The organism is Segatella copri (genome assembly GCF_019249655.2).
Classification (GTDB): Bacteria; Bacteroidota; Bacteroidia; order Bacteroidales; family Bacteroidaceae; genus Prevotella.
This window is the reverse complement of record NZ_CP137557.1, coordinates 1,078,372-1,101,861: the sequence shown is the minus strand read 5'-3', so window position 1 is coordinate 1,101,861 and position 23,490 is coordinate 1,078,372. Positions and strand designations below refer to the sequence as shown.

General features: G+C 45.5%; 21 protein-coding genes and 1 pseudogene. 17 read left to right on the top strand and 5 right to left on the bottom strand.

The features are described 5' to 3' along the window. Positions 1 to 190 precede the first annotated feature (190 nt). The 3 genes from KUA49_RS04125 to KUA49_RS04115 are packed head-to-tail and all read left to right on the top strand — an operon-like array spanning position 191 to position 2,618. Positions 191 to 868 carry an SGNH/GDSL hydrolase family protein gene (locus KUA49_RS04125; RefSeq protein WP_200756126.1) on the top strand — a complete coding sequence of 226 codons (678 nt, stop codon included), beginning with the start codon at positions 191 to 193 and terminating at the stop codon, positions 866 to 868. A 49-nt stretch (positions 869 to 917) separates the two neighbouring features. Next, a complete protein-coding gene (locus KUA49_RS04120; RefSeq protein WP_254949409.1) occupies positions 918 to 1,091 on the top strand; it encodes an abortive infection family protein in 174 nt (57 codons plus the stop codon). A gap of 48 nt (positions 1,092 to 1,139) precedes the next feature. Continuing rightward, positions 1,140 to 2,618, top strand: coding sequence for an ATP-binding protein (locus KUA49_RS04115; protein WP_218413270.1), 1,479 nt, complete (start codon positions 1,140 to 1,142; stop codon positions 2,616 to 2,618). Between the two features lie 113 nt (positions 2,619 to 2,731). On the opposite strand, the pseudogene KUA49_RS04110 reads toward KUA49_RS04115, so the two are convergent. Together KUA49_RS04110 and KUA49_RS04105 are read right to left on the bottom strand one after the other, a co-directional pair. After that, positions 2,732 to 3,737, bottom strand: a pseudogene (locus KUA49_RS04110) (ammonium transporter). A gap of 126 nt (positions 3,738 to 3,863) precedes the next feature. After that, entirely contained in the window at positions 3,864 to 4,220 is a 357-nt protein-coding gene (locus KUA49_RS04105; protein ID WP_006849503.1) for a P-II family nitrogen regulator, read from the bottom strand. A 492-nt stretch (positions 4,221 to 4,712) separates the two neighbouring features. Between KUA49_RS04105 and dapF the strand changes: the two genes are divergently transcribed. The 6 genes from dapF (at position 4,713) to KUA49_RS04075 (ending at position 13,001) form a co-directional block, all read left to right on the top strand. Continuing rightward, positions 4,713 to 5,558 carry a diaminopimelate epimerase gene (gene dapF / locus KUA49_RS04100; RefSeq protein WP_218413271.1) on the top strand — a complete coding sequence of 282 codons (846 nt, stop codon included), beginning with the start codon at positions 4,713 to 4,715 and terminating at the stop codon, positions 5,556 to 5,558. Between the two features lie 91 nt (positions 5,559 to 5,649). Then, on the top strand, positions 5,650 to 6,882 hold the full coding sequence (locus KUA49_RS04095; RefSeq protein WP_218413272.1) for an LL-diaminopimelate aminotransferase: 1,233 nt from the start codon (positions 5,650 to 5,652) through the stop codon (positions 6,880 to 6,882). Positions 6,883 to 6,937: 55 nt separating this feature from the next. Further along, a complete protein-coding gene (locus KUA49_RS04090) occupies positions 6,938 to 9,127 on the top strand; it encodes a glutamine synthetase III (RefSeq protein ID WP_118116350.1) in 2,190 nt (729 codons plus the stop codon). A 520-nt stretch (positions 9,128 to 9,647) separates the two neighbouring features. After that, a complete protein-coding gene (locus KUA49_RS04085) occupies positions 9,648 to 10,340 on the top strand; it encodes an Abi family protein (protein ID WP_153082174.1) in 693 nt (230 codons plus the stop codon). 90 nt (positions 10,341 to 10,430) lie between these two features. Next, positions 10,431 to 12,122, top strand: a complete 1,692-nt coding sequence (locus KUA49_RS04080) for a sigma-70 family RNA polymerase sigma factor (protein ID WP_118435390.1) — start codon at positions 10,431 to 10,433, stop codon at positions 12,120 to 12,122. 75 nt (positions 12,123 to 12,197) lie between these two features. Then, on the top strand, positions 12,198 to 13,001 hold the full coding sequence (locus tag KUA49_RS04075) for a class I SAM-dependent methyltransferase (protein ID WP_218413273.1): 804 nt from the start codon (positions 12,198 to 12,200) through the stop codon (positions 12,999 to 13,001). A gap of 62 nt (positions 13,002 to 13,063) precedes the next feature. Here the strand turns inward: KUA49_RS04075 and mobV are convergent, their stop codons facing one another. The 3 genes from mobV to KUA49_RS04060 form a co-directional block, all read right to left on the bottom strand. Further along, a complete protein-coding gene (gene mobV, locus KUA49_RS04070) occupies positions 13,064 to 14,419 on the bottom strand; it encodes a MobV family relaxase (RefSeq protein WP_318331672.1) in 1,356 nt (451 codons plus the stop codon). Between the two features lie 190 nt (positions 14,420 to 14,609). After that, positions 14,610 to 15,560 carry a toprim domain-containing protein gene (locus KUA49_RS04065; protein ID WP_089544305.1) on the bottom strand — a complete coding sequence of 317 codons (951 nt, stop codon included), beginning with the start codon at positions 15,558 to 15,560 and terminating at the stop codon, positions 14,610 to 14,612. A 276-nt stretch (positions 15,561 to 15,836) separates the two neighbouring features. Continuing rightward, on the bottom strand, positions 15,837 to 16,892 hold the full coding sequence (locus tag KUA49_RS04060) for a primase-helicase family protein (protein WP_318331671.1): 1,056 nt from the start codon (positions 16,890 to 16,892) through the stop codon (positions 15,837 to 15,839). Positions 16,893 to 17,177: 285 nt separating this feature from the next. Between KUA49_RS04060 and KUA49_RS04055 the strand changes: the two genes are divergently transcribed. The 8 genes from KUA49_RS04055 (at position 17,178) to KUA49_RS04020 (ending at position 23,430) form a co-directional block, all read left to right on the top strand. After that, positions 17,178 to 17,903 carry a helix-turn-helix domain-containing protein gene (locus KUA49_RS04055; protein ID WP_048317560.1) on the top strand — a complete coding sequence of 242 codons (726 nt, stop codon included), beginning with the start codon at positions 17,178 to 17,180 and terminating at the stop codon, positions 17,901 to 17,903. Positions 17,904 to 18,242: 339 nt separating this feature from the next. Continuing rightward, positions 18,243 to 19,382: a site-specific integrase gene (locus tag KUA49_RS04050; RefSeq protein WP_048317558.1), complete on the top strand. Its 1,140-nt coding sequence runs from the start codon at positions 18,243 to 18,245 to the stop codon at positions 19,380 to 19,382. 25 nt (positions 19,383 to 19,407) lie between these two features. Next, positions 19,408 to 19,857, top strand: a complete 450-nt coding sequence (locus KUA49_RS04045; protein WP_048317556.1) for a helix-turn-helix domain-containing protein — start codon at positions 19,408 to 19,410, stop codon at positions 19,855 to 19,857. Positions 19,858 to 19,954: 97 nt separating this feature from the next. After that, positions 19,955 to 20,797: a hypothetical protein gene (locus KUA49_RS04040; protein ID WP_048317554.1), complete on the top strand. Its 843-nt coding sequence runs from the start codon at positions 19,955 to 19,957 to the stop codon at positions 20,795 to 20,797. A gap of 230 nt (positions 20,798 to 21,027) precedes the next feature. Next, positions 21,028 to 21,423: a plasmid mobilization protein gene (locus KUA49_RS04035; RefSeq protein WP_048317552.1), complete on the top strand. Its 396-nt coding sequence runs from the start codon at positions 21,028 to 21,030 to the stop codon at positions 21,421 to 21,423. After that, positions 21,420 to 22,685, top strand: coding sequence for a relaxase/mobilization nuclease domain-containing protein (locus KUA49_RS04030; protein ID WP_048317550.1), 1,266 nt, complete (start codon positions 21,420 to 21,422; stop codon positions 22,683 to 22,685). Before KUA49_RS04035 ends, KUA49_RS04030 begins: the two co-directional genes overlap by 4 nt. A 19-nt stretch (positions 22,686 to 22,704) precedes the next feature. Continuing rightward, positions 22,705 to 23,253, top strand: a complete 549-nt coding sequence (locus KUA49_RS04025; protein WP_048317548.1) for a hypothetical protein — start codon at positions 22,705 to 22,707, stop codon at positions 23,251 to 23,253. A 21-nt stretch (positions 23,254 to 23,274) separates the two neighbouring features. Further along, complete coding sequence (locus KUA49_RS04020; protein ID WP_153093198.1) at positions 23,275 to 23,430, top strand: hypothetical protein; 156 nt, start codon at positions 23,275 to 23,277, stop codon at positions 23,428 to 23,430. Positions 23,431 to 23,490 lie beyond the last annotated feature (60 nt).

The window sequence follows — 23,490 nt, the reverse complement described above, 5'->3', positions numbered from 1 at the left end:
TAGAAGATTTAAGGAGAAACGGGGATTACACATTATTATATATAGGAATCCATAGGAAAATTTCATATAAAATTATTGCCCAAAACATTTGTATATCCATAAATAATATCGTATCTTTGCAATCGGATTTCAGACTCTATCCCAAAAAGAGGATCATATAAAAAAATCAAACTATAAACAAATAAACGTCATGAAAAGATTATCAGTTATCGTCTGCCTCTTTATGTTCGCTCTGATGCCTCTTCTGGCACAGGTGAAGCAGACCGTTGCCGTTCTCGGCGACTCGTATTCAACATTCGAGGGTTTCATTCCAAAGGGATATGCCACCTGGTACACCACTGCAGTTCAAAAAGTAACCGATGTCAACAAGGTGGAACAAACCTGGTGGTGGCAGGTTATCAAGGAAGGTGGTTACAAGATGGGCAATATCAATTCCTATTCTGGTTCCACCATCTGCAACACCGGCTACAGCGATGAGGATTACAGCGACCGTTCATTCATCAACCGCACCACCCTGCTGGGCAATCCGGACATCATCTTGATTTGCGGCGGAACGAACGACAGTTGGGCAAATGCCCCTATCGGCAATTACCAGTACAGCAACTGGAAGCGTGCCGATCTCTACTGTTTCCGTCCTGCCCTGGCGAAGTTGCTTTCCGATCTCCGTCAGCGCCATCCGAATGTAGATATCTACTTCATTCTAAATTCTGAGCTGAAGGATGAAATCAACGAGTCAGTAAAAAAGATCTGCAAGACCTATCAGGTTCCGGTCATCGCCCTTCATGACATAGACAAGAAGAACGGTCACCCAACTATCAAGGGAATGAGAAGCCTTGCCGACCAGGTTCTGAAGGTGATAAAGAAATAAAATTTCCGCAACATAACCTTCCTAAGAATGGATATAAAATCTAAGCGCAATAGCTGAAGGAATGGCTACTTTGAGAAATTCATATGGAAGCGGACATGGACGTGCTGCTTCATATAAAGGGTTAGAAGAACGTCATGCCAAATTAGCTGTGGGCAGTTCAATAACATTGGTTGAGTTTTTGTGGTGTACTCATGAAAGAACAAAAGACAAGAATAAGGTCTAAAATGGCACATGAGGATTTATCGTAATAATAACAAGAAAAGAATTTAAAATGAACATAAATGAGTTAATAGGCGAAACAACCACCTACGATAAGAAGCAACAACTCGAAGTCAAGAGACCTAAGAGCTGGCTAAAAAGTGTTTCAGCCTTTGCCAATGGTGAGGGCGGAACATTGGTGTTTGGTATCAGTGACGACGACCAAGTGGTAGGACTTGCTGATGCAGAAAGTGATGCAGAGAGAATAAGTGAGGAGATAAAGACCAAACTTGACCCTATACCTGCCGTCAACCTCGAATTTAAGGAGGTGGACGGCAAGAAGCTTGTGCTGCTTCATGTCTATAAAGGACAAGAGACACCATATTATTATATAGGTGACAAACAACGATTGGCATTTGTGAGAGTCGGTAACGAGTCAGTGGTAGCTGACAGACTTCAATTGAAGAACCTTGTTATGAGAGGTGCTGGTCGTTCGTTTGATGCTATCCCATCACCATACAAGTTTGAGGATATGTCTTTCTCCAAACTCAAATCTGTTCATTTTAAGCGATTGAACCAATCGTTTGATGATAGTGATTTCGTTTCATGGGGAATAGTTGACATTGACGGGAAACTAACCAATGCCGGTGCATTATTGGCAGATGATTCCCCTATACGCCATTCTCGTATCTTCTGCACACGTTGGAATGGACTTGACATGACGAGTGGTTTGGGGGAGGCTTTGGATGATGCCGAATTGGAAGGTAGTGTCATCAGTCAATTGCAAGATGCAGTTGCTTTTGTGAGAAACAACTCTCACAGAAGATGGTGGAAAGAAGCTGAGTATCGAGAAGAACTGCCAGATTATCCTGAGCGTGCCGTAACCGAAGTGATATGCAATGCCATCATTCATAGAGATTATATGGAACTTGGCAGTGAGATACACATAGATATGTATGACGACCGCATGGAAGTGTATTCCCCTGGTGGCATGTTTGATGGACGATTGATACAACAACTTAATCCTCTGACTGTGCCATCGAAACGTCGCAATCCTTTATTGGCAGATTTCTTTCATCGCTTGAAACTGATGGAGCGTAGAGGTAGTGGCATGAAAAAGATAATTGGTGAGTATAAGCGTTTTGAAAACTTGGAAAATTATCACGCACCAGAGTTTAGTTCCAATGCAACAGAATTTCATGTTACTCTATGGAACCTCAATTATGGGGAGGATGTCGTAAAAGACAACCTTCATGTCGTAAAAGAGACGGATGATGTCGTAAAAGATGTCGTAAAAGATGTCGTAAAAGAAAAAGCAAATGCTACAAAAGAATTTGTTAAAGCACAACGGCAAATTTATAAGTTGATTTCGCAGATGCCCCAAATCAGTGCTGCGCAAATGTCAGAGAACATGGGGATTTCTTTGCGACAAGTGCAACGATACCTCAAGCAACTTTCCGACCAAAACCTAATTGTAAGAGAAGGTAGTCGCAAAAATGGCATTTGGAAAATCTTGGACGATGAATACGAAGGCTTCTTCAAAAGAATATAAACGATAATAGCAGGTGGCTATATCCATAATAAGTAAGTAGAGAAGGAGAAATATGGGCAAGAAAATATGATACTTTCTTGCCTATTCTACATACAAATCCTTATAAATGTCTTTTAGTTGCTATAAGCACTCTCACCATGCTCGTAGATGTCGAGACCTTCCTCCTCTACTCGCTTGTCAACACGTACACCTACACTCTTATCTACTACCTTGAAGATAATATAGGTAACTACGATGCTGTAGATGATGCTTACCACGGTGGCTACTACCTGAATCCAAAGCTGATGCCAGTCGCCATAAAGGGCACCCTGCACGCCTTCGGCTCCTGTTACATATCTTGTGGCGAAAACACCGGTGAGGACAGATCCCAGGATACCACCCATGCCATGAACACCAAAGGCATCGAGGGCATCATCATACTTAAACTTCTCCTTCACCACTGCTACCATGAAGAAGCAGACGATGGTGGAAATGATTCCGATGCAGAAAGCACCCAATATATCGGTACTGCCTGCGGCTGGAGTGATGGCTACCAATCCGGCTACGGCACCGGTACAAGCACCCACCGTGGTTGGCTTCTTGTTGACAATCCAGTCGATGAGCATCCAGGTGGTGGCTGCAGCAGCTGTGGCGATATGGGTTACAAGGAAGGCATTGGCTGCCAGACCATCAGCTGCCAATCCGCTACCGGCATTGAAGCCGAACCATCCCAACCAGAGGAACGACATTCCCATGAACACGAAGGTGATGTTGTGAGGTGTGATAGGATGACCCGCACGGTAATCATCACGCTTGCCTACACAGAGTGCCATGACCAAAGCAGCTACACCGGCATTGGAAACACTTGTCGAAACCTCCGATAACGCAAGCCAGAGGATTGCCGCTATCCGCATATTCTGTGGAGAATGCCCAGGAATATCCGAAGGCTACCCATATCAAACTGACCACTGCCACAATGAATACCGTCTGCATCAGAATGCTCAGGATATTCTTCTGGCGAACCAAACCACCATAAAAAAGTGCTATACCTGGGATTGACATCAAGAGCACCAAGATGGTGGCCATGATCATCCACGCTGTGTTACCCGTATCAAGCGTAGTTAATAATAAACTGCTCATATTTATATCTTATAGTTAAATTAGAATACAATATTATAATATAGTCTCTCAAATATAAACTTCAATACCAATCATAAAGTTCAATGTTAAAACTTCAATGTTCAAACCTCAAAATTCAAAGTATCTTTATTCCTCTTTCTCAGCGTTATACAATGCGATATCGCCTCGCTCGCCAGTTCTGATTCTAACGGTATCCAGCACCGGAATCACGAAGATTCTGCCATCTCCTACCTCGCCTGTCTGGGCAGCTCCCTGGATGGCTGCGATGGTTGGCTCCACGTTCTTGTCGCGAACCACGATGTTCAGGAGCACACGCTCTATACTGCTCGTATCGTACATCACGCCACGATAAATGCGTGCCTGGCGCATCTTTCCCTCACCCCTTACATTATAATAAGAGAACCACTCGATGTCGGCAGCTAAAAGTGCCTTCTTGACATCCTCGAATCTAGACTTACGGATAATTGCCTCAATCTTCTTCATAATCCTTTAATAATTAATAATGTGTTAATACTTTTATTGATTGTCTCCAACGAAAAACGGACTTTCATTGATTGTCACGCAAATCAAGTCATCCTTTTACATATTGTTCGTTTTCGGCTGCAAAATTAATACATTTTGTCAGAATTTCAAAGATATTAAAAGCATTTCGTTTCTACTTTTCTACTGATATTATAAATTTATCCGGCTATCCTATATTCTGCTTACAATTTGTAATCTATCCTACTTTTCTGCATTACAAATTGTAAGATACTAAAAAACAACCATCATTTTCTGCATATCTTTTCTTGCACATCTCAACAAATAGTCGTACCTTTGCAACCAAAATCAAGCAAATAGTCATCGAAATATTCGAAAGACTATCAAAAAGTCAAGTTTCGAAAGAGGCAAGACTGGAAAGAATGTCGAATCTCAAGATAGAGACAAGGCGTGAGAGATAGAAGAAGAGTATTCAAACTTTAAGGACAACGCAAAATGAAAGAAACAGTTCATTTCACAAAAATGCAGGGTGCTGGAAATGACTACATTTATGTAGATACCCAGCTGTACGACATCCCCGACCCAGAAAAGGCTGCCATAGCCTGGAGTGCTTATCACACAGGCATTGGAAGCGATGGACTGGTTCTCATCGGAAAACCGCAGGATGGCAGAAGAGCAGACTACTCGATGCGCATCTTCAACGCCGATGGTTCAGAAGCGATGATGTGCGGCAACGCTAGCCGATGCATCGGAAAGTACCTTTATGAAAAAGGACTAACTCGAAAGGAAACCATCCGACTGGAAACGCTATCGGGCATCAAAATCTTGAAATTGCATCTTCAGGATAACAAGAAAGTTGTGGATTCAGTAACAGTGGATATGCTGAAACCAAGATTGGAAAATCCAGAGCAGTTTATCGGTCCTTCTGTACTCGAAGCCGACGGAAGAATCTTCGAAGGCACTTACGTTTGCATGGGCAATCCACATTTCGTTACCTTCGTTGATGACATCGACTCCATCGACATTGCCCATTACGGCAAGATACTGGAAAGAGACCAGGCTTTTCCGCAGCGCTGCAACATCGAATTCGCGCAGGTTACTGATTCTGACATCATAAGAACACGAGTTTGGGAAAGGGGAAGCGGAATTACAATGGCCTGTGGAACAGGAGCCTGTGCCACTGCCGTAGCCGCAGCCCTGACCAAGCGTGCTGGCAGAAAAAGCAGTATCGTAATGGATGGCGGAACGCTCCACATTGAATACAGCGAGGCAGACGACCATGTATACATGACGGGACCTGCCGCCTTCGCCTTTGAAGGAGAAATTGAGATTCCAGAATAAATAAGAGCAAACTTAAATAATAATAAGGTTGATGAAGATACATCAGAAAAAGAGATATCTGAAGAGACCGCAATAAAAGGAGAACAAAAATATGGCATTAGTTAATGAACATTTCCTGAAACTGGCAAACAACTATCTGTTTGCCGACATCGCAAAGAAGGTGAAAGCCTACAAGATTGCCCACCCTAAGCAGCGAGTAATCAGTCTGGGCATCGGTGACGTAACCCAGCCTCTCTGCCCTGCCGTCATCAAGGCGATGCACAAGGCAGTGGATGAGATGGCAGAACAGGCTTCCTTCAGAGGCTATGGTCCGGAGCGTGGCTACGACTTCCTTCGCGAAGCTATCATCAAAAACGACTTTCTGCCTCGTGGCATCCACCTCGACGCCAACGAGGTGTTCGTAAACGATGGAGCCAAGAGCGACACTGGAAATATTCAGGAGATTCTGAGATGGGATAACAACATCGGTGTCACCGACCCGATTTATCCGGTTTACATCGACTCTAACGTGATGATTGGCAGAGCGGGAGTCTTTGAGAACGGCAAATGGAGCAACGTAACCTACATGCCATGTGATGAGAGCGACGACTTCATCCCTCAGATTCCAGACCACCGTGTGGATATGATTTATCTCTGTTATCCAAACAACCCTACGGGTACGGTCATCTCGAAAGAAGAACTCAGAAAATGGGTAAACTATGCCATCAGAAACGAGAGTATCATCCTCTATGATGCAGCCTACGAGGCATATATCACCGACCCGGAAATTCCTCATTCTATCTACGAAATTCGTGGAGCCAGAAAGGTGGCGATAGAATTCCACAGTTATTCAAAGACAGCCGGTTTCACCGGTGTACGCTGCGGATACACCATTGTTCCTAAGGAGTTGAAGGCTAAGACTTTGACGGGCGAGGAAGTGGCACTGAACCCTATCTGGGACCGCCGCCAGTGCACCAAGTTCAATGGTACCAGCTATATCAGCCAGCGTGCTGCCGAAGCCATCTACACTCCTGAGGGCAAGGAGCAGGTGAAGGCAACCATCAATTACTATATGGAGAATGCCCACTTGATGAGAGCTGAACTCCAGAAGCTCGGCTTGAAAGTTTATGGTGGCGAGAATGCCCCATATCTCTGGGTGAAGACGCCAAACAACACACCAAGCTGGAAATTCTTCGAAGAGATGCTTTATGGTGCCAGCGTAGTCTGCACCCCAGGTGTCGGCTTCGGTCCATCAGGCGAAGGCTACATCCGTCTCACCGCCTTCGGCGAACACGAAGACTGCAAGGAAGCCATGGAGAGAATTGCCAAGTGGCTGGGAAAATAAACATTCCAACAGATTATTAAACATTGAATATCAAAAATTTTAAAATATATAAGGTATGAGCAACTTAAGATTTGAAGCTGTTTCAGAGGCTTCCAAGAGAAAGCCTGTTGAGGTAACCGCTCCTAGCGAGCGACCAAGTGAATTCTTCGGAAAGAAGGTATTCAACCGACAGAAGATGTACAAGTATCTCCCTGCAGATGTCTATGAGAAACTGGTAGATGTCATCGACAACGGAGCTCGTCTCGACCGTAACATCGCCAACGCCGTAGCCAAAGGCATCAAGCAGTGGGCTGACGAGAATGGCGTAACCCACTACACCCACTGGTTCCAGCCATTGACAGAAGGTACTGCCGAGAAGCACGATGCCTTCATCGAGCACGACGGCAAGGGTGGTATGATCGAGGAATTTTCAGGTAAGTTGCTCGTTCAGCAGGAGCCTGATGCTTCTTCATTCCCATCTGGCGGTATCCGCTCTACCTTCGAGGCTCGCGGTTACTCTGCATGGGATCCAACATCTCCTGTGTTCATCATCGACGATACACTCTGTATCCCTACTGTCTTCATCTCTTATACAGGTGAGGCTCTCGACTATAAAGCTCCGTTGCTCCGTTCATTGCACGCTGTAAACGTAGCAGCCACAGAGGTTTGCCACTACTTCAACCCTGATGTCAAGAAAGTTATTTCCAATCTCGGTTGGGAGCAGGAGTACTTCCTGGTAGATGAGAGCTTGTATGCTGCACGTCCTGACCTGATGCTGACAGGCCGCACCCTGATGGGTCATGATTCGGCAAAGAACCAGCAGATGGACGACCACTACTTCGGCGCCATCCCTGAGCGTGTTCAGGCATTCATGAAGGATTTGGAAATCCAGGCTCTTGAGCTCGGTATTCCTTGCAAGACCCGCCACAACGAGGTAGCACCAAACCAGTTTGAGTTGGCACCTATCTTCGAGGAGACCAACCTTGCCGTTGACCACAACATGCTCCTGATGAGCTTGATGAAGAAGGTGGCTCGCCATCACGGTTTCCGCGTACTTCTCCATGAGAAGCCATTCGCAGGCATCAACGGTTCAGGTAAGCACAACAACTGGAGTCTGGCTACAGATACCGGCATTCTGCTCCATGGTCCTGGCAAGACACCAGAGGACAACCTCCGTTTCGTAGTCTTCATCACAGAAACTTTGATGGGTGTATATAAACACAATGGCTTGCTCAAGGCTTCTATCATGAGTGCTACCAATGCACATCGTCTGGGCGCCAACGAGGCACCTCCAGCAATCATCTCTTCATTCCTCGGCAAGCAGTTGACCGACCTTCTCGAGCACATTGAGAAAGCCGACAAGAAGGACCTCTTCACCGTGGCTGGCAAGCAGGGCATGAAGCTGGATATCCCTGAGATTCCAGAGTTGATGATTGATAACACCGACCGTAACCGTACATCACCATTCGCCTTCACCGGCAACCGTTTCGAGTTCCGTGCCGTAGGTTCTGAGGCTAACTGTGCATCAGCAATGATTGTATTGAACACCGCCGTAGCCGAGGCTTTGACCGACTTCAAGAAGCGTGTGGATGAGTTGATTGCCAAGGGTGAGGATAAGACATCTGCCATCATCGATATCGTTCGTCAGGATTTGAAGACCTGCAAGCCTATCCGTTTCGACGGTAATGGTTATTCAGATGAGTGGGTAGAGGAAGCTGCCAAGCGTGGTCTGGACTGCGAGAAGAGCTGTCCAAAGATTTTCGAGCGTTATCTCGACCCTGCATCTATCAAGATGTTCGAGGATATGGGTGTCATGAAGAAGAACGAGCTGGAAGCCCGTAACGAGGTGAAATGGGAGACCTACACCAAGAAGATTCAGATTGAGGCTCGTGTAATGGGCGACTTGAGCATGAACCACATCATCCCAGTGGCTACTCACTATCAGAGTCAGTTGGCTAAGAATGTGGAGAACATGATTGATATCTTCGGCGACGAGGAAGGCAAGAAATTGACAGCCCGCAACATCAATATCATCAAGAAGATTGCCGAGCGCACTCAGATTATCGAGACCGGTGTTGAGGAGTTGGTTAATGCCCGCAAGGTAGCCAACAAGATTGAGAATGAGCACGATAAGGCGATAGCTTATCATGACACGGTAGCTCCAAAGATGGAGGAGATCCGTTATCAGATTGACAAGTTGGAGTTGGCAGTAGCCGATGAGCTCTGGACCTTGCCTAAGTATCGTGAGCTCCTGTTCATCCGCTAAGGTCATTATCTTCAAATCGAAATAAAAAAAGCTCTAAAAAGGGCTACTCTTCATCAGATATAACAATTGAACGATCAATCTATTTCTTTTATTGGTTGTTTAAGTTTGCGCGGAGTGTGGTTGTGAAATCACGCTCCGCTTTTTTTCCCAAAAATTACGCTAAAATCTGCTGAATAGCTTAAAATGAGCGATTTATGAGTGTTTCACCTCAATGGAGGTAATGATTTAGCAACGGTTCTAATTTCTGCAATCTGCATACGTTTGCTTACCTAACAACTCTTATTAACTGCAAAATTACAACAATAACACGAAACCGCAAGGGATTTTTGCAACTTTTACAGTTAAATTTCTGTAATTATATAATGTGGCATAATCGTAATCACAGAAAAAAATGTATTTTTGTAGGCAAGAATCATATAAAAACAAGACCCGATAGCTTGACGAATCAGAGGCTACCGGGAATCAACGCTACAAAGATAGTGTTTTTTCTTGTTACAACCAAGTAAATGGACGATTTTTTATGGAATATTTAGAATTTGAGCGAATCTTGTCTGCCAAACGAATGCAGAGATATAAGGATGCTGCGAATGGTGACACTCGCAAGGCTATGGCTTTGTATCGCTACAACTTACGTTTGTCGCAGGAGATGTTTACGATAGTTAGCTGCTTTGAAGTGGCATTGCGTAATGCGATTGATAGTCTTTTGGTGCCGACCTTGGGAGAGAATTGGCTGAAAGATTCTGTTCAAGACAATGGAATATTCTCCAATGGACGCATGAACGAGACAAGGAAAATCATAGAAAAGGCATACAACCGATTGAATAGACAAGGCATATACTCTCATTCCAAACTGATTGCAGAAATGGAATTTGGTGTTTGGAAATATATGTATTCCTCACTACAATATCGTGTGACAGGACAATGTCTGCTAAGGGCATTCCCTAACAAACCTCGTTCGTCAGCTGCGATTCAATACAACAACACATACATATTCAATGAACTTGACAAGGTGAACAGTTTGAGAAACAGAATTGCACACCATGAACCTATCTGTTTCAGACTTCATGCATCGGAAATTGACACAAGTTACATCGTCAATGAATACCAGAAAATTCAGACTTTATTCTCTTGGATGGGAATAGATTCTCGCTCAATGTTGTATGGGCTCGACCATGTGCAGAGTGTCTGTTCCAAAATCAATGCCTTAAAATAAGGCATATTTACATTCTTTAACCAAATTTCGTGCAGTCATCAAGCCATTGGTGTATCTATATCAAAATAGATAGTACGAAACAATTCGCTCATGGCTTCGAATATAACAACATTAGTAGAAAAAGCAAAACTAGGTGACGCTGACGCTTTCAGCACATTATACCAGATGTATTATCCTAAGATGAAAGGGATATGCATCAATATTCTTAGAGAGGACAAGGCTGTCGTTGATGACCTTGTCCAAGATGCTTTTGTACTTGCGTTTGTTTCGTTGAAAGACTTGAAAAATACTCATAGGTTTAGTCAATGGCTTACAAGTATCACCACTAACCTTGTCTTGAAATATCAGGAGAAAGGTAAGAAGTACAATTTCATTTCCTTGTCTGAAATAGAGGAAGATTTTAGTATCGTGTTGGAAAATGACAGTGCTTCCCAGCAATCAATTCAGTATGAGGAAATCATGTCGGCAATAGACAATTTGCCAGAAGGGTATAAGAAAATATTCAATATGTCCGTATTGGATGGCTTATCACATCGAGAAATCGGAGAATTGCTTGATATTGCCCCACATAGTTCTTCCTCACAATTGGCAAGGGCAAAGGCAATGTTGCGAAATACATTGTTTCCAAGGGCTATGCTTCTCATCGCATTGGCGTTGATAGTCATTCCTGTATATAGATATTTTACAGCAAAGAAGAAACTCGTTTCTAAAAATGATGTGAATATAGTTAGAACCCGAAAGCCAAGTAAAGGCATTACGCCTATGCAAAAGAAACCTAATGTTTCTGTTAGTAGTGCGCAAAATGCTGTTTTATGCTCTAATTATCTAAGTGTTCAACATGGAAAGAACACTGTAATAACTGTTAGTGATTCTATTAAGGCTGGTCAAAATGTTATTGTCGAAATATCCGATTCTTTGCAGGAGAGCCAACATTTTTTGGCAGATAACAAGCGAGATAGTATCATCATAAAAGATTCTGTCTATACACCTATTCCAAATGAGGAAAAATGGATTGCAGGTGATACAAGGACGCACAAGAAAAGTAAATGGCAATTGCTTGCAGCAGGTTCTTTGGGTACTACTCTTGCACAAAACGTCTATAAGATTATAGCAGGCAGCGGTGATGATATAACGAGTGAACAACCATCAGAAAAGAGCTTTACGACATGGGAAGAGTATGCGGAATATCTACATCGCTTAACTCCAACAGACCATACGGCTGAAAATGTTGCCATGATGGATATTGCCGATAACAACAAGGGTAAAATTGAAGAGGCAGAACATCATGACAAACCTATAACATTAGGATTGGCTGTGAACAAGAATATTGGAAAGCATTGGAGTTTGGAAACAGGACTCCAATACTCTTACTTGAAATCATACTTCACCTTAGGTACAGGCGATTACCGTGTTGACAAGGAACAAAAGTTACATTACATCGGTATTCCTGTCAAGCTCTCATACCAATTCATGAGGTACAAGAGGCTGTCAGCTTATGGTTCAGCAGGAGCAAGCATTCAGATACCATTATATGGAAAGACTTATGCAGATTATATAGTAGGAGGAAAGTCTGGCTATACAACGGATTGGAAGACAACATCTTCAATGCAGTGGACTGTTAACACAAACATTGGAATACAATATCAATTTGCACCAAAGCTGACTTTATTTGTTGAGCCTACGCTGAATTGGTATATTCCGAATGGAAGTGCTGTCAAGAATGCTTGGACAGAACGTCCATTTACCTTGACTGTGCCTTTCGGCATTAGGTTCTCTTGGTAAAAAAGTCTCATTTTGCGTGCAGTCTTTATGAACTTTCTGTATCTATATTTACAGAAAGTTCAAAAAATAAGATACATGCAAAAAAGACATACAGACAGGAAGATGTATTTCCGTGACTTGGAGATAACATCTAAGGAGTTTTACATCAGTTACTTGTCAGATTTCACGGAACTGACATCAAAGAGTAGAATCTTGGAGGTTGGCTGTGGCGAAGGAGGAAACTTAGTTCCCTTTGCACAGTTGGGCTGCAAGGTGACAGGCATAGATGTTGCGGAATGCAGAATCAAAGATGCTAAGGCATACTTTTCTGAGATCTGTAATCATGCAACATTTGTATGCTGTGATTTCATGCAATATCCTGTTCCATGTAATGAAGAGGATAAATATGATGTAATACTATTGCATGATGTGATAGAACACGTTCCGACAAAAGAACTTTTTCTTGTACACCTAAGAAAATTTCTGAAAACAAAAGGTGTGCTGTTTGTCGGATTTCCAGCATGGCAGATGCCTTTTGGGGGACATCAACAGATTTGCAGAAGCAAACTTTGCTCCCATCTTCCATTCATTCACTTGTTGTCAAACCCTTTATACAAGTTGTTGCTAAAAGCATGCAATGAAGAGAAAGGAACAATAAATGAACTTATGAGCATAAAAGATTGCCGAACAAGTATAGAGTTGTTTGAAAGACTCATACACCAATGTGGCTTTTCGGTAACTGACCAAAAACTTTGGTTCATCAATCCTCATTACAAGCAGAAGTTCCATCTTACCCCACGGCTCTTGCCTCATTGGGTCTGGAGAGTGAAGTATATCAGAAATTTCTTCACCACTTCATGCTGGTATGTATTAAGCATCGGTAATAAAGAGAAATTTTAAAGGAAAGTTATATCGTAAAACTTGATAATCCATGAGGGCGCTAAGCGTACCCTCATAGATTTTTATAATCTTAGACTTTTCTCCATTGAAAACAAATGTAACTTTAGGTTATTCCATTGCTCTTTGAACCATTCAACAATAGGCTGTCTATTGACATATAAAAACAATTGGTTAGGCTTGGTAGAATCAGCGAACACCTTGATTTCTGCATTCTCCACTTTGAACTTTCTTCTGTGTTCCTCGGAATAGAGTGAACCGCTAAAGTTGAGTGCCTTTCCGGTCAGAAGCACTCCGATTTGCTCGATGGAGAAGCCAATCTTCCTGCACAGGTCTTCCATTTGCAAGCGTGCATCCAACATAGGGAACCAAGGCTTGGCTTTGCGGATGATGTCGTTGAGTAAAGAAACCTCTTCTGTGTGCTTGCTCTCTAAATTCGCAACCTCCGATTGGTGCTTCTGCCGCATCTCGCCAAGCTGTTTACTGTGGCTGTCCTCCATTCGCTGCACCTTCTCATGGAGTTCGTCTATGTATTGCTCTCGGTCTGTTACAAGCTCACACAACTTTCGGTTGTGTTGTTCCACCTCCTTCAATTTTCCACTGCCCAAAAGAGAACCAATCTTTGAAACAAGGGCGGTCTTGGCTTCCATCTTAGCAGCCTGTAGCTTCTCCGTGCTGATTTCACTCTTGGTTTGTTGTAGAAGTTGTTCTGCTTCCTCTACATCGGATTGCAATAGTTTCATGCAGTTTTGAAGTCTCTCCGTCTCTCGCTTGATGTTGCGGTAATACTGTGCCGTGGTGGTATGCCTCGCATCCGATCCACGGATACCTCTCATCAAGCCATACTTGCCCATGGCTTCAGCATAGCTGTCGTGATAGCCAACCATCTTGTCACGGTTGAGCACATCATCGGCACACAACCTCACGACATTGGCTTTCTTGCGGTATGTCCGCTTGCCCTCTTCCGTTGTCTTGTTCTTCGCCTTTCTCCGTTCGCCAGTCACTATCGGAACGATGGAGGCGTGGAGATGTGGCGTGTGCTCGTCCATGTGGAGAACCACCGACACGACATTCTCCTTGCCGAACGTGTCCTGCAACCACTTCAAGCTGTCGTTGCACCAATCGTCAAGCTGATCATTGGCTGCGATGTTCATCATGTCCTCGTGCGTTCCAGACAGCACGGTTCTAATCACCCTCACCTGGTCATTGGTTATCTTGCGCTTGATGCCTGCCGTCTTGATGCGGTGGGCGATGGCTTCGTCACGACCATACACACCGCTCGGCATCTTGACAAGCTCACGGTTGAGGTGAGTTCTCGTAGGGTCAGCGTTGTCGGGTATCACCTTGCGCTCTATGTGGTCTGACTCCCTTGCGTCAGAGCTGCCCTTTGCCTTCTTGAAATCCAAACTGAAATGTCCCATAATAAACTTGTTTTTGAGTTGTACAAATCCGCTTGCCGCATTGCGCCCTGCGCATGGCTCACGGGGTTTCAAAAGGGGATGCCCCTTTGCTCAAATGGGTGTTTTTAGCGGTGGCGTGCCACTGCGTCAAGAAAACGCCCTATTGAGCTATGGCTTTTCCGTTCAGAATAGCCATTGGAGCAGGAACCGCCTACATACCTAAGGCTGCGCCTTTCTTCCGAGGTGGAGCAGTCCGCTTAACAGGCTGTACTTGGTGTACCGACTGTTTGGATTTCACTCCGCACAGATAGTCGTTCAAGTCGTTGTACTCGCTGTACAAGTGGGATGCATCCCTCACACGGTAGCTGAGGGCGTTCTCGATGGCAAGCGTTGCCTTCCGCCCTGCCTCGTCGTTGTCGAGCAGACAACTGATGCGCTCGTAGCCGTGGAGTGCGTCAACAGCCTTGTCCACATTGCTTGTGGAGTTGAGTATCACGTAGTCCTGCGCTTCCAATGACGGACAAGACGGAAACTTCTCCATGCGTAACGAGAGAAAGGAAAGATAGTCCATCATGCCCTCGAAAACATAGCAAGAGTATCTTGGCTCGCCTTGCTGTCGGATATGTGTGATGTCCTTGGGGGACATGCAACCCTTGAAGAATCGGTTACGAACCTCGTAACCGCCCGACTTGTTCTTGAAGCCGATGGCGAAGTAGTTCTTGCCATTATGCGAGAAGTGGAGTTCCACACATTCCTTTCGGGCTATGCACAGGTCAATATTCCGCTCGCTCAGATAGCGCAGGAGTGCAGGGTGGTTGAGCTCCCTAACCTCCAATCTCTCAAAACTCGGCTCGGAAGCTTGCTGAGGGAAAGAAAAGTCGGTCGGGCGTACATGGGGCGCTTGCTTCTCCATCTTGTCCAAGAGATATGGCAAGTTGTCTGATGCGTAAAGGTATGACGCAAGGGTGATGATGTTGCCGCCCTTGCCCATTCCGAAATCGAACCAACTGTTCATCGTGGTGTTCACCTTGAAAGATGGCTCGCTCTCGTTTCTCAGCGGTGACTTGTACCAAAGGTTTGCACCCTGCTGTTTGACAGGGTGGTGTCCCAAACTTAGCAGATAATCTGCAATCTTGATTTGCTTTGCTTCTTGAATATTCATGTCTTACTGTGGATTAAGTGGTGTATGTATTTCTGATGAATTGTTGAAAATAGTATGTATTGGTATGATAACCAAAGGCTTATCTTCTCAACAAACTCTCAACAAATGGTTCTTTTCAACAAAATCACTGGGCAAAAGAGAAAGACAGGCATTAGCGGTCATGTTTTCTCTTTTCAACAGTCTCTTTCTTTTGTTGAGAGATTTGTTGAGAAAATGTTGAGCCTTAAATACTTGATATCCAACACTTCTTTCGTCATATTCAACAATTCAACAAAATTATATGCTATTTAGCTTGTCCCTCGTTACAGTGTAGAACCTGCCCACACGTTTTGTTGGCGAGTAGTGACCGCTGCTGTTGTAGTTGTACTCGTATGAGGTGTAGGTGAGGGCGTTCTCTGAAGGTTGCAGCTTCCAACAGTCCTGCACTATCTTTCGCACAAGGTGCTTCTCCGCTTTCACGTGGTTGCATTGCAACAAGGCGATTGCATCATTGAGGCAGAATTGCAAACTGTCGGTTTGGGTGTTCTCCATGACCTCAAGGAACAGCTCCGACATTTCCACCTCAAGTCGGTTGCGGTTGCAGCGTATGATTCTCCTCAGAGCATCGGTCGCTATCTGTTCGGGGGCGAACCACATTCGGCTCTTGTGCTCTGTGGATAGCGTTCTGCCTTGCAGCTGGAACAGAAAAGCAGGTATCTCAGCCTTTAGTTTCTCCAAGAAGTTGGTATCATCCGCTTGCAATGATGAAATCTTCCTCACCCAATATCGGGTCTCTCCCTCGTCAATGATGACAGGCAAGGACTCGTTGTTGGAACATAGCACGAACTTGGCAAAGAAAGAAATTTCATTTCTGTCCTTGCCCTTGGCTTCCACCTTATACGAGAGTGTGGTGCTGAGGTTCTTCAACCGCTCGGAATCCTCCCTGCGGCTGAGCAACACCTCGTCCACGACAATGAGCAGCTTGCCAGCCCAATCGGAGTTGAACTGACTGCGGAAGTCCTCGTTGGTGTTGAATGTTACGTTGTCTTGAAACAACGCTTTCAGAAAGTTCAAGAATGTGGTCTTGCCAGTGTTTCTTTCCTCTGATACAAGCAACAGAATGGGCAACTTTTGCACAGGTTTGAGATAGAGTAGTTGCAGGTAGTCCATGCCAAGCTCGTATTGCTCACCAAAGATGTGACTTAGCAACTTCTTGATGTTCGGAAAGTCCCCTTGCATTGGCTTGTGACCTATCGGCTCGTATAGATTGAGGAAACCATCTATCACCGTGCGATGGTTCACATGTTCTGGAACGGTACAGAAGCCGTCATACTTGTGAACGTACACATGCATGTCATATGGACTAAAACGCATCGAAAAGAACTCCAAACAAAACTTAGAGAAACGTCATAAATAGCTCATTTTCAATACATATTCATTAACATAACGCTCCAACCGCCTATTGCGAGTTTCATCCGTTTATAGTAATTTTGTACCACGGTTGTACCATGGGCAGAGGGACACACGGTTCTTAATGAGGGTTCTTATTTCCTCTTATTTCCCCTTGTTTCCTCTTAAAAGTTTCCGTCAAGGACCATCCCCCATGAGTCACTGCAAAATTCAAAAATAACGGTAAAAATGAATACTACAACTCGCATTCCAATCGTGCTGATGTCCGTAGAGGAAACAGCGCAGGCAGTAAGCATCAGCGTCAAGACAGTACGCAGTCTTATTCGTCAAGGCAGGCTAAGAGCCGTAAATTTCGGTACACGCATGACCAGGATCTATTTGCAAGACCTTCTTGAAATAGCCAAGGGACAAGGTTATCAGGTGGTTCTCCCTTCTTCCCTATCGTTAGAAGGAGCAACGTCCAAGAAAGCACAGAGGCTAAAAGATGCCGAGACTGGCTCAGTCAACAAGTTGGCAAAGTGTCGCAAGACTCCCAGGGCTGGTGAAAGAGCACCTGATGGAGTAACCCACGACACCCATTACACAATGGCAGAGGTGTTGAGCACCTTTAATATCAAGTATGGAAGATTCTATGAAGTCCGCAATCGTTACCAACTCCAGTCAGTTCACGCATGGGGAACGACCTGCTTCAAGAAAGAAGACGTGGAAAGGGTTATCGGGCTTTATAATGAAGAACAGGGTAAGAACATTTCCGATGACTGGTACACCTGCTTCGACATCATGAAACTCTACGGATTAGGCAAGACACAGGTACGCAGATTTGCGGAGACCCATGGAGTGAGAATCCGAAAGTTCAAAGGCGGAAGAGCCAACTACTATCTGAAAGCAGACTGGGAGGCTGCACGCAAGAAGGCAGAGAAAAGCAGTACTACGACCAAGGCAAAACGGAAGTGAGACACAAGTCAAGAGATGGTTCAAACAAACTCATATACGACCCATGCCGTTGCAATTGCTATGCAGCACCCATCCATGTCGGTCGAAACAAACCCACAACGCAGAGTAACGGATATAAGACAAAAAACGCATCCAATACCTGCTTTTAGTCTGATTTTGAGCGTAAAATCATACTCAAAAGCAAATTCAGGTTAAATTCTGGCTGTATTTGAAGCCATCTTTGCTTTTCTCTTTTCACGGCAATCTAACTTTGCATCGGATTTGAGAGTTAAAGCGTTGCGACCATGGCTATTCGCATCCACAGATACACATCGGTAAGAATAATAAAAGAATAACAATATGACGAACATTTGTACAAAGGTCACCGTGCGGAAACGACCTATCAAGAACGGACAGACTTCCCTCTATCTGGATTTCTATCCTCCAATCCGCAACCCGAAGACAGGCAAGCTCTCACGCAGGGAGTACCTTGGTCTTTACATCTACACCAACCCTGTTGAACGCTTTCAGCAGGAGTACAACAAAAGTATGATTCAGAAAGCGGAAATCATCAAGTGCCGCAGGACTGAGTCCATCATCAATGAGGAGTATGGCTTCCTCGACCGCAACAAGGGCAAGGAGAGCTTCTTGGAATATTTCAAGAACCTCATGATTGAGCGTGGCAGCAGCCAGAACTGGGCAACCGCCTACATGCACTTCCACAATTACACGCATGGCGAGTGCCGCTTCTGCGACCTTACCGTTCCGTACTGCCAGGGATTCCTCGACTACCTGTTGTCGGATGCCTGTATGCACAACGGCAAGCGCATGATGGGAACAACAGCCAACAACAACCTTACCAAGTTGAAGTGCATCCTTGCCATCGCATACGAGGACGGACTGCTCAAAGAGAATATCGCCAAGAAACTTGTGCGTGCCAAGGCTCATGGCAACAAGCGGCAGTTCCTCACCAAGGAAGAGTTGTTGCAGTTGTCTCAGACTCCTTGCAAGAGTGATGTCCTTCGCCGTGCAGGTCTCTTCTCCTGCCTTACAGGTCTTCGCCTTTCTGACTGCATCAGACTCCAGTGGGAGAATATCGTCAAGTTGGCTGATGGCGGCTGGGGAATGGACATTATCACAAAGAAGACTTCCACCGCTGCAATCCTGCCTATCAGCGAAGAGGCTTTGCAGCTCTGTGGCGAGCGAAGCACTGGACAGGTGTTCAAGAATCTCACGAACAGTACAGTGGCATTGTATCTCAAACCGTGGATAAAGGCTTCCGGCATCGAGAAACACATCACCTTCCACTGCTTCCGTCATACCTTTGCCACCTTGCAGTTGGCAGAGGGAACGGACATCTACACCGTGAGCAAGCTGCTTACCCATAGCAATCTTGCCACTACTCAGGTGTATGCCGATGTGGTGGACGAACTCAAACGTGATGCGGCAGAACGTATCTCGCTCAAAATACCAACAAAGGAAGAGAGTGACCAGACATAAGTGAAAAACATAATCAGGATAACAAATGGAAGAAAACAAATCATTATCGTTCGACCAACTGCCCAGTGCAGTTGGCGAACTTCTGACAAAGGTCAATACGATGATGACTCGTCTTGATGACATTGGTCAGAGAATAGGCAATGCTCCGAGCGAGAATGACCATGTTCTTATGGACATCAGAGAGGCAAGTGCCTTCGTCCGAAAGAAAGTCTCATCGCTTTATGCTTACACATCTGAAAGGCGCATTCCTTTCTACAAGAGAGGGAACACGCTCTACTTCTTCAAAGACCAGCTGATAAAATGGATTGAGGCAGGTGGCTCATGGGACAAGCCTTACGAATCGACCCAGGAGGAACAGGCAGACTTCGAGGCTCATCTGGCAATGTTGCAGAAAAGCAAGAAGAACAAGCCTGCCTCCATGAAGAGGGTCAAGGGCGAGAAAAATCCTGATGGGGAAGAATGGCATGACGGATAAGAGAATCATGTAATCTACTTTTTACGAAAGGGGAAAGAGAAACTATTCATTCTTTCTTTGCTGAGTAATCCGTTTCACTAATAATCAGTTTTTCAAGATGAGTAACCAAAGCATAAAATACGGAATCCTGCTGACCAAGGAACAGCTCGATTTCTTGAAGGATGACAGGCAGGGCTTCCACCGCATGACCGCCTTCGGCACTTTTGTATCAATGGCATCCACCAAGCCAAGTGTTTATCTGAAGACAGGCTTCTCCGCTTCTCTCTCCATCGGGCAGTTTGCCATCTCTACCGTTGAGCTGTCTGCCCTTTGGAAGTGTGACCGCAAGACAGCGGCAAAGGTGGTGGAACTGTTCAATCAGGTGGGCATCCTCTCAACCGAGAGGAACAACCGCACCTCCATACATACGATACTATGCATCGCCTTCTGGTACGTTGACGGCATCAAGGAAGCCATCAAGAACCCCTTCTACAACCGTCAATCCGTGACTTCCGCCACCCAAGAGGAATCGGTGTCCAATGTCCCATCCGATACCGCTTGCTCTTCGGAAGGCAATCTTTCCAATGGCATAGGTCAGCAGAAAGACAGCAGCGTCAATCCTGCCACTACTGACATTCTGCAGCCCCATGTTCCTGCCTCTTATAATACCTCTTCCCCTTTCGTTAATTCTCATGTTATCGGGGATGGACTTTCAGATCCTTCTCCGATACCACAAGACTTCAAACAAAGGGAAAAGGAAGGTGATGACCATTTTGAGTATGAGGTTGGACAGCCGTCAGAAGATGACTGCAATCAAGGAGAAGGGGCATCACCCATTGAGTTGCTGCCGTCTCCTGTCTATGATGACGAGGGCAACCTCTTGCAGCCACCGCCCCATGAAGGACGATGCGAGGATCACACGGAGAGACATGGCGCGCATATCACCCCAAGTCACTCATGATGTCATCTCTACTTTTCCCTTATTTCGACTATTGACGTTCCCGACAGGCAAGCTATCCAGAAGCCGCTACCTCTATTAGCCGTAGTTTTTTTTCGGAGGTCTAAACAAGAAGTACCAGTGTCAGACGGTTTCGCTTCGCCCACCGCTTCCTACTGGCATTCTTGAATGTTCGCAGGCTCACATTGGCTGTCCTGTTATATCAAGTATAAACTTTATAAACCCCATCTACAATGACAAAAGACAAGAATAACAACACGGAGAAAACCTCAAGGAAGAGACCTCCGAAGACCAGACACATTGACGTTCGTTTCACAGAAGAACACTACGACTTGGTAGTACATAATGCCCGACTGTCAGGCAGGAGCAAGAGCACATATCTTCATGACTTAGGCATCGGACACAAGCCATCCCTACCCATGACCGCAGAGCAGGAGGAAGCCTTGAAGGGCTTAATCGGGGCAAGGTCTGAACTGGTTTATGTGCGCAATGCGCTTCATGCCCTGCCACAGACCGAGAGACTAAAACTCTTCAAGAGAGCCGACTTCATGGAACGTTGGCTTCAAGGCATCAACACCCTGATAGAGGAATTGAGCCGCATTAGAGACAAATTCTTGGATATGTTATGATAGCAAAAGCGTCAGCAATTCAGCATGGTCAGGCAATGACCAATTACGCAACCAAAAACAATCGCGCGGACATCGTCAAGACCAACCATCTCAGCGAGGGTCTGCCGCCGATGGGCATGTGGGACGAGATGGTGCTGCATCAGTCCATGTTCAAGCAGAGGTATGCCAAGAAGCCCATCGAACTGACGTCCATCCGCTTTGAGCTTTCCCCATCTGAGGAGGAGGCACGTAACTGGACTATGGAGGACTGGAGAAGATTCCTTGACGAGTTCATTCGTGAGATGGATGGTATCTCCAAGGTGAACCACATCGGCAAGAAGAAAGGCAAGGCTGCAACTTCGGTCAAGCCGACCAACATAGCCAACTCACAATATTTTGCCGCCCTTCACCGTGACTCCAAGAGTGGCATTCCCCACCTGCATCTGGTGGTGAACCGCATCGACATGGACGGTAATCTCAATGATGTGAAGTTCATCGGTGAGCGTGCCGTGATGGCTGCGAAAGCCATCAATCAGCGTCATGGTTGGAAGGATGCCATGGATATTCGTCAGGAACGCATTGCAGAGGTGACCAAAGCCTGTATGGATGTGCTGCGTTCAATGCCGTTCTTTGATTGGGATGAATATGCCGACCGATTGAGGGCAAAGGGATATGACATCGAGCTTATCCGTGACAAGAATGGTCAAGGCAGGGTGCATGGCTACCGCTTCAAGTTCGGAAAAACTACCATCAAGGCTTCCGAACTGGGTGTAGGAAGGAATCTCACCGCATCGAAAATCGGGAATACCTTCCGCAAGCTGCACCCTCAGCCAACACCTGTTGCAGTTGGTCAAAGACCTTCTCCTTCTGTTTCAAACGCTACCACATTGGACAGCAGAAATACGGCATCGCAAGGTGGTCTGTCTCGTACAAGCAATGTTGCCAAACCTGACCTTCCTGCCGGATTGAGAAAGATTATTGAAGTCGATGGTGAGCGTTTCAGCATAGTCATGCCGAGAACTGCTTACGACACGATGAACAGTTGTATCGAAGTTCCCGAGAATGGATCCGCAAGCCACACTGACATTCTGAATGTAGCCATGCTGCTCTTCATGAACTACCTTGATGCTGCCACATCGATGTCTGAGTCATGTGGTGGCGGTGGCAGTCCTGGCAGTGGCTGGGGACGTGATAAGGACGATGATGACCGTGAATGGGCAAGACGTTGCGCAATGCAAGCAAACACACTCTGCAAGCCGATAAAGAGAGGCATGAAACGATAACTTTTCAAACAAGAACGGTATGGGAAGAAACAAGAAAGATGCCACACAGGATGTGCTTAACCTGTACAATCAGATGCAGGAGGACGAGAACATCGAGAGTGGCAAGGAAGAAATCAAAGTGACCCTGAAAGAGATTGAATCAGCCAAGAAAGCACTCTATGAGGCAAAGGAGGAACTGGGCAATGCCTATCGGAGGTTGGAATCAACGAAAGTGGCACTTATGGCTGCCCACAGGAGCACGGACAACATCGTGGATAGTATATGCCATGCCATAGTCAAGGCAGAGCAGAGCAACCTCAAAGTCGGCATCAACGATGAAGGAGTTGCCCAGTTGGATAAGCGGAACAACACCGCCATTTCTGCTTTCAAGCAAGCCCTTGACGAGCATGAGAAGCGGATAAACGACCTGTTCACTCACCAGCAGAAAGAGCTTAAACGAATCCGCAATATCGAGGAGGGTGCATACTTCAACGGTAGCACCTATGCCTGGATGTTCGGCTTGGCTTTCCTAAGTTGGTCTATCATCTTTGTTGAAATCACCATTTGGATATGCATCACACTTTTTTAGAAAACTCAAAACATCAGAATCATGACAGACAACGAATACAGCAAGGCAAGAAAAGCCGCTGTTGATGCCCTTATCTACTGGGCAAAGACAGGCATGAGAGAGTTCACCATGCGTGACGCAGTAAACGACTATCTGGAGGCGAGCGGTGCTAACCGCCCCTCCATCGGTGGCGAATAGACCATCCTTGCACACAGAAAAAATGCAGCCAACCGACTGGCGATTGACTGCATATACAAT

Excerpts from the sequence above, each read along its gene's own strand:
- KUA49_RS04020 (WP_153093198.1), top strand. The coding sequence starts at position 23,275 with ATGACAGACAACGAATACAGCAAGGCAAGAAAAGCCGCTGTTGATGCC.
- KUA49_RS04090 (WP_118116350.1), top strand. The coding sequence starts at position 6,938 with ATGAGCAACTTAAGATTTGAAGCTGTTTCAGAGGCTTCCAAGAGAAAG.
- KUA49_RS04065 (WP_089544305.1), bottom strand. The coding sequence starts at position 15,560 with ATGAATATTCAAGAAGCAAAGCAAATCAAGATTGCAGATTATCTGCTA.
- KUA49_RS04095 (WP_218413272.1), top strand. The coding sequence starts at position 5,650 with ATGGCATTAGTTAATGAACATTTCCTGAAACTGGCAAACAACTATCTG.
- KUA49_RS04125 (WP_200756126.1), top strand. The coding sequence starts at position 191 with ATGAAAAGATTATCAGTTATCGTCTGCCTCTTTATGTTCGCTCTGATG.
- KUA49_RS04045 (WP_048317556.1), top strand. The coding sequence starts at position 19,408 with ATGGAAGAAAACAAATCATTATCGTTCGACCAACTGCCCAGTGCAGTT.
- KUA49_RS04030 (WP_048317550.1), top strand. The coding sequence starts at position 21,420 with ATGATAGCAAAAGCGTCAGCAATTCAGCATGGTCAGGCAATGACCAAT.
- KUA49_RS04055 (WP_048317560.1), top strand. The coding sequence starts at position 17,178 with ATGAATACTACAACTCGCATTCCAATCGTGCTGATGTCCGTAGAGGAA.
- KUA49_RS04050 (WP_048317558.1), top strand. The coding sequence starts at position 18,243 with ATGACGAACATTTGTACAAAGGTCACCGTGCGGAAACGACCTATCAAG.
- KUA49_RS04060 (WP_318331671.1), bottom strand. The coding sequence starts at position 16,892 with ATGCATGTGTACGTTCACAAGTATGACGGCTTCTGTACCGTTCCAGAA.
- mobV (WP_318331672.1), bottom strand. The coding sequence starts at position 14,419 with ATGGGACATTTCAGTTTGGATTTCAAGAAGGCAAAGGGCAGCTCTGAC.
- KUA49_RS04040 (WP_048317554.1), top strand. The coding sequence starts at position 19,955 with ATGAGTAACCAAAGCATAAAATACGGAATCCTGCTGACCAAGGAACAG.
- KUA49_RS04085 (WP_153082174.1), top strand. The coding sequence starts at position 9,648 with ATGGAATATTTAGAATTTGAGCGAATCTTGTCTGCCAAACGAATGCAG.
- KUA49_RS04025 (WP_048317548.1), top strand. The coding sequence starts at position 22,705 with ATGGGAAGAAACAAGAAAGATGCCACACAGGATGTGCTTAACCTGTAC.
- KUA49_RS04035 (WP_048317552.1), top strand. The coding sequence starts at position 21,028 with ATGACAAAAGACAAGAATAACAACACGGAGAAAACCTCAAGGAAGAGA.
- KUA49_RS04105 (WP_006849503.1), bottom strand. The coding sequence starts at position 4,220 with ATGAAGAAGATTGAGGCAATTATCCGTAAGTCTAGATTCGAGGATGTC.
- KUA49_RS04075 (WP_218413273.1), top strand. The coding sequence starts at position 12,198 with ATGCAAAAAAGACATACAGACAGGAAGATGTATTTCCGTGACTTGGAG.
- KUA49_RS04115 (WP_218413270.1), top strand. The coding sequence starts at position 1,140 with ATGAACATAAATGAGTTAATAGGCGAAACAACCACCTACGATAAGAAG.
- KUA49_RS04080 (WP_118435390.1), top strand. The coding sequence starts at position 10,431 with ATGGCTTCGAATATAACAACATTAGTAGAAAAAGCAAAACTAGGTGAC.
- dapF (WP_218413271.1), top strand. The coding sequence starts at position 4,713 with ATGAAAGAAACAGTTCATTTCACAAAAATGCAGGGTGCTGGAAATGAC.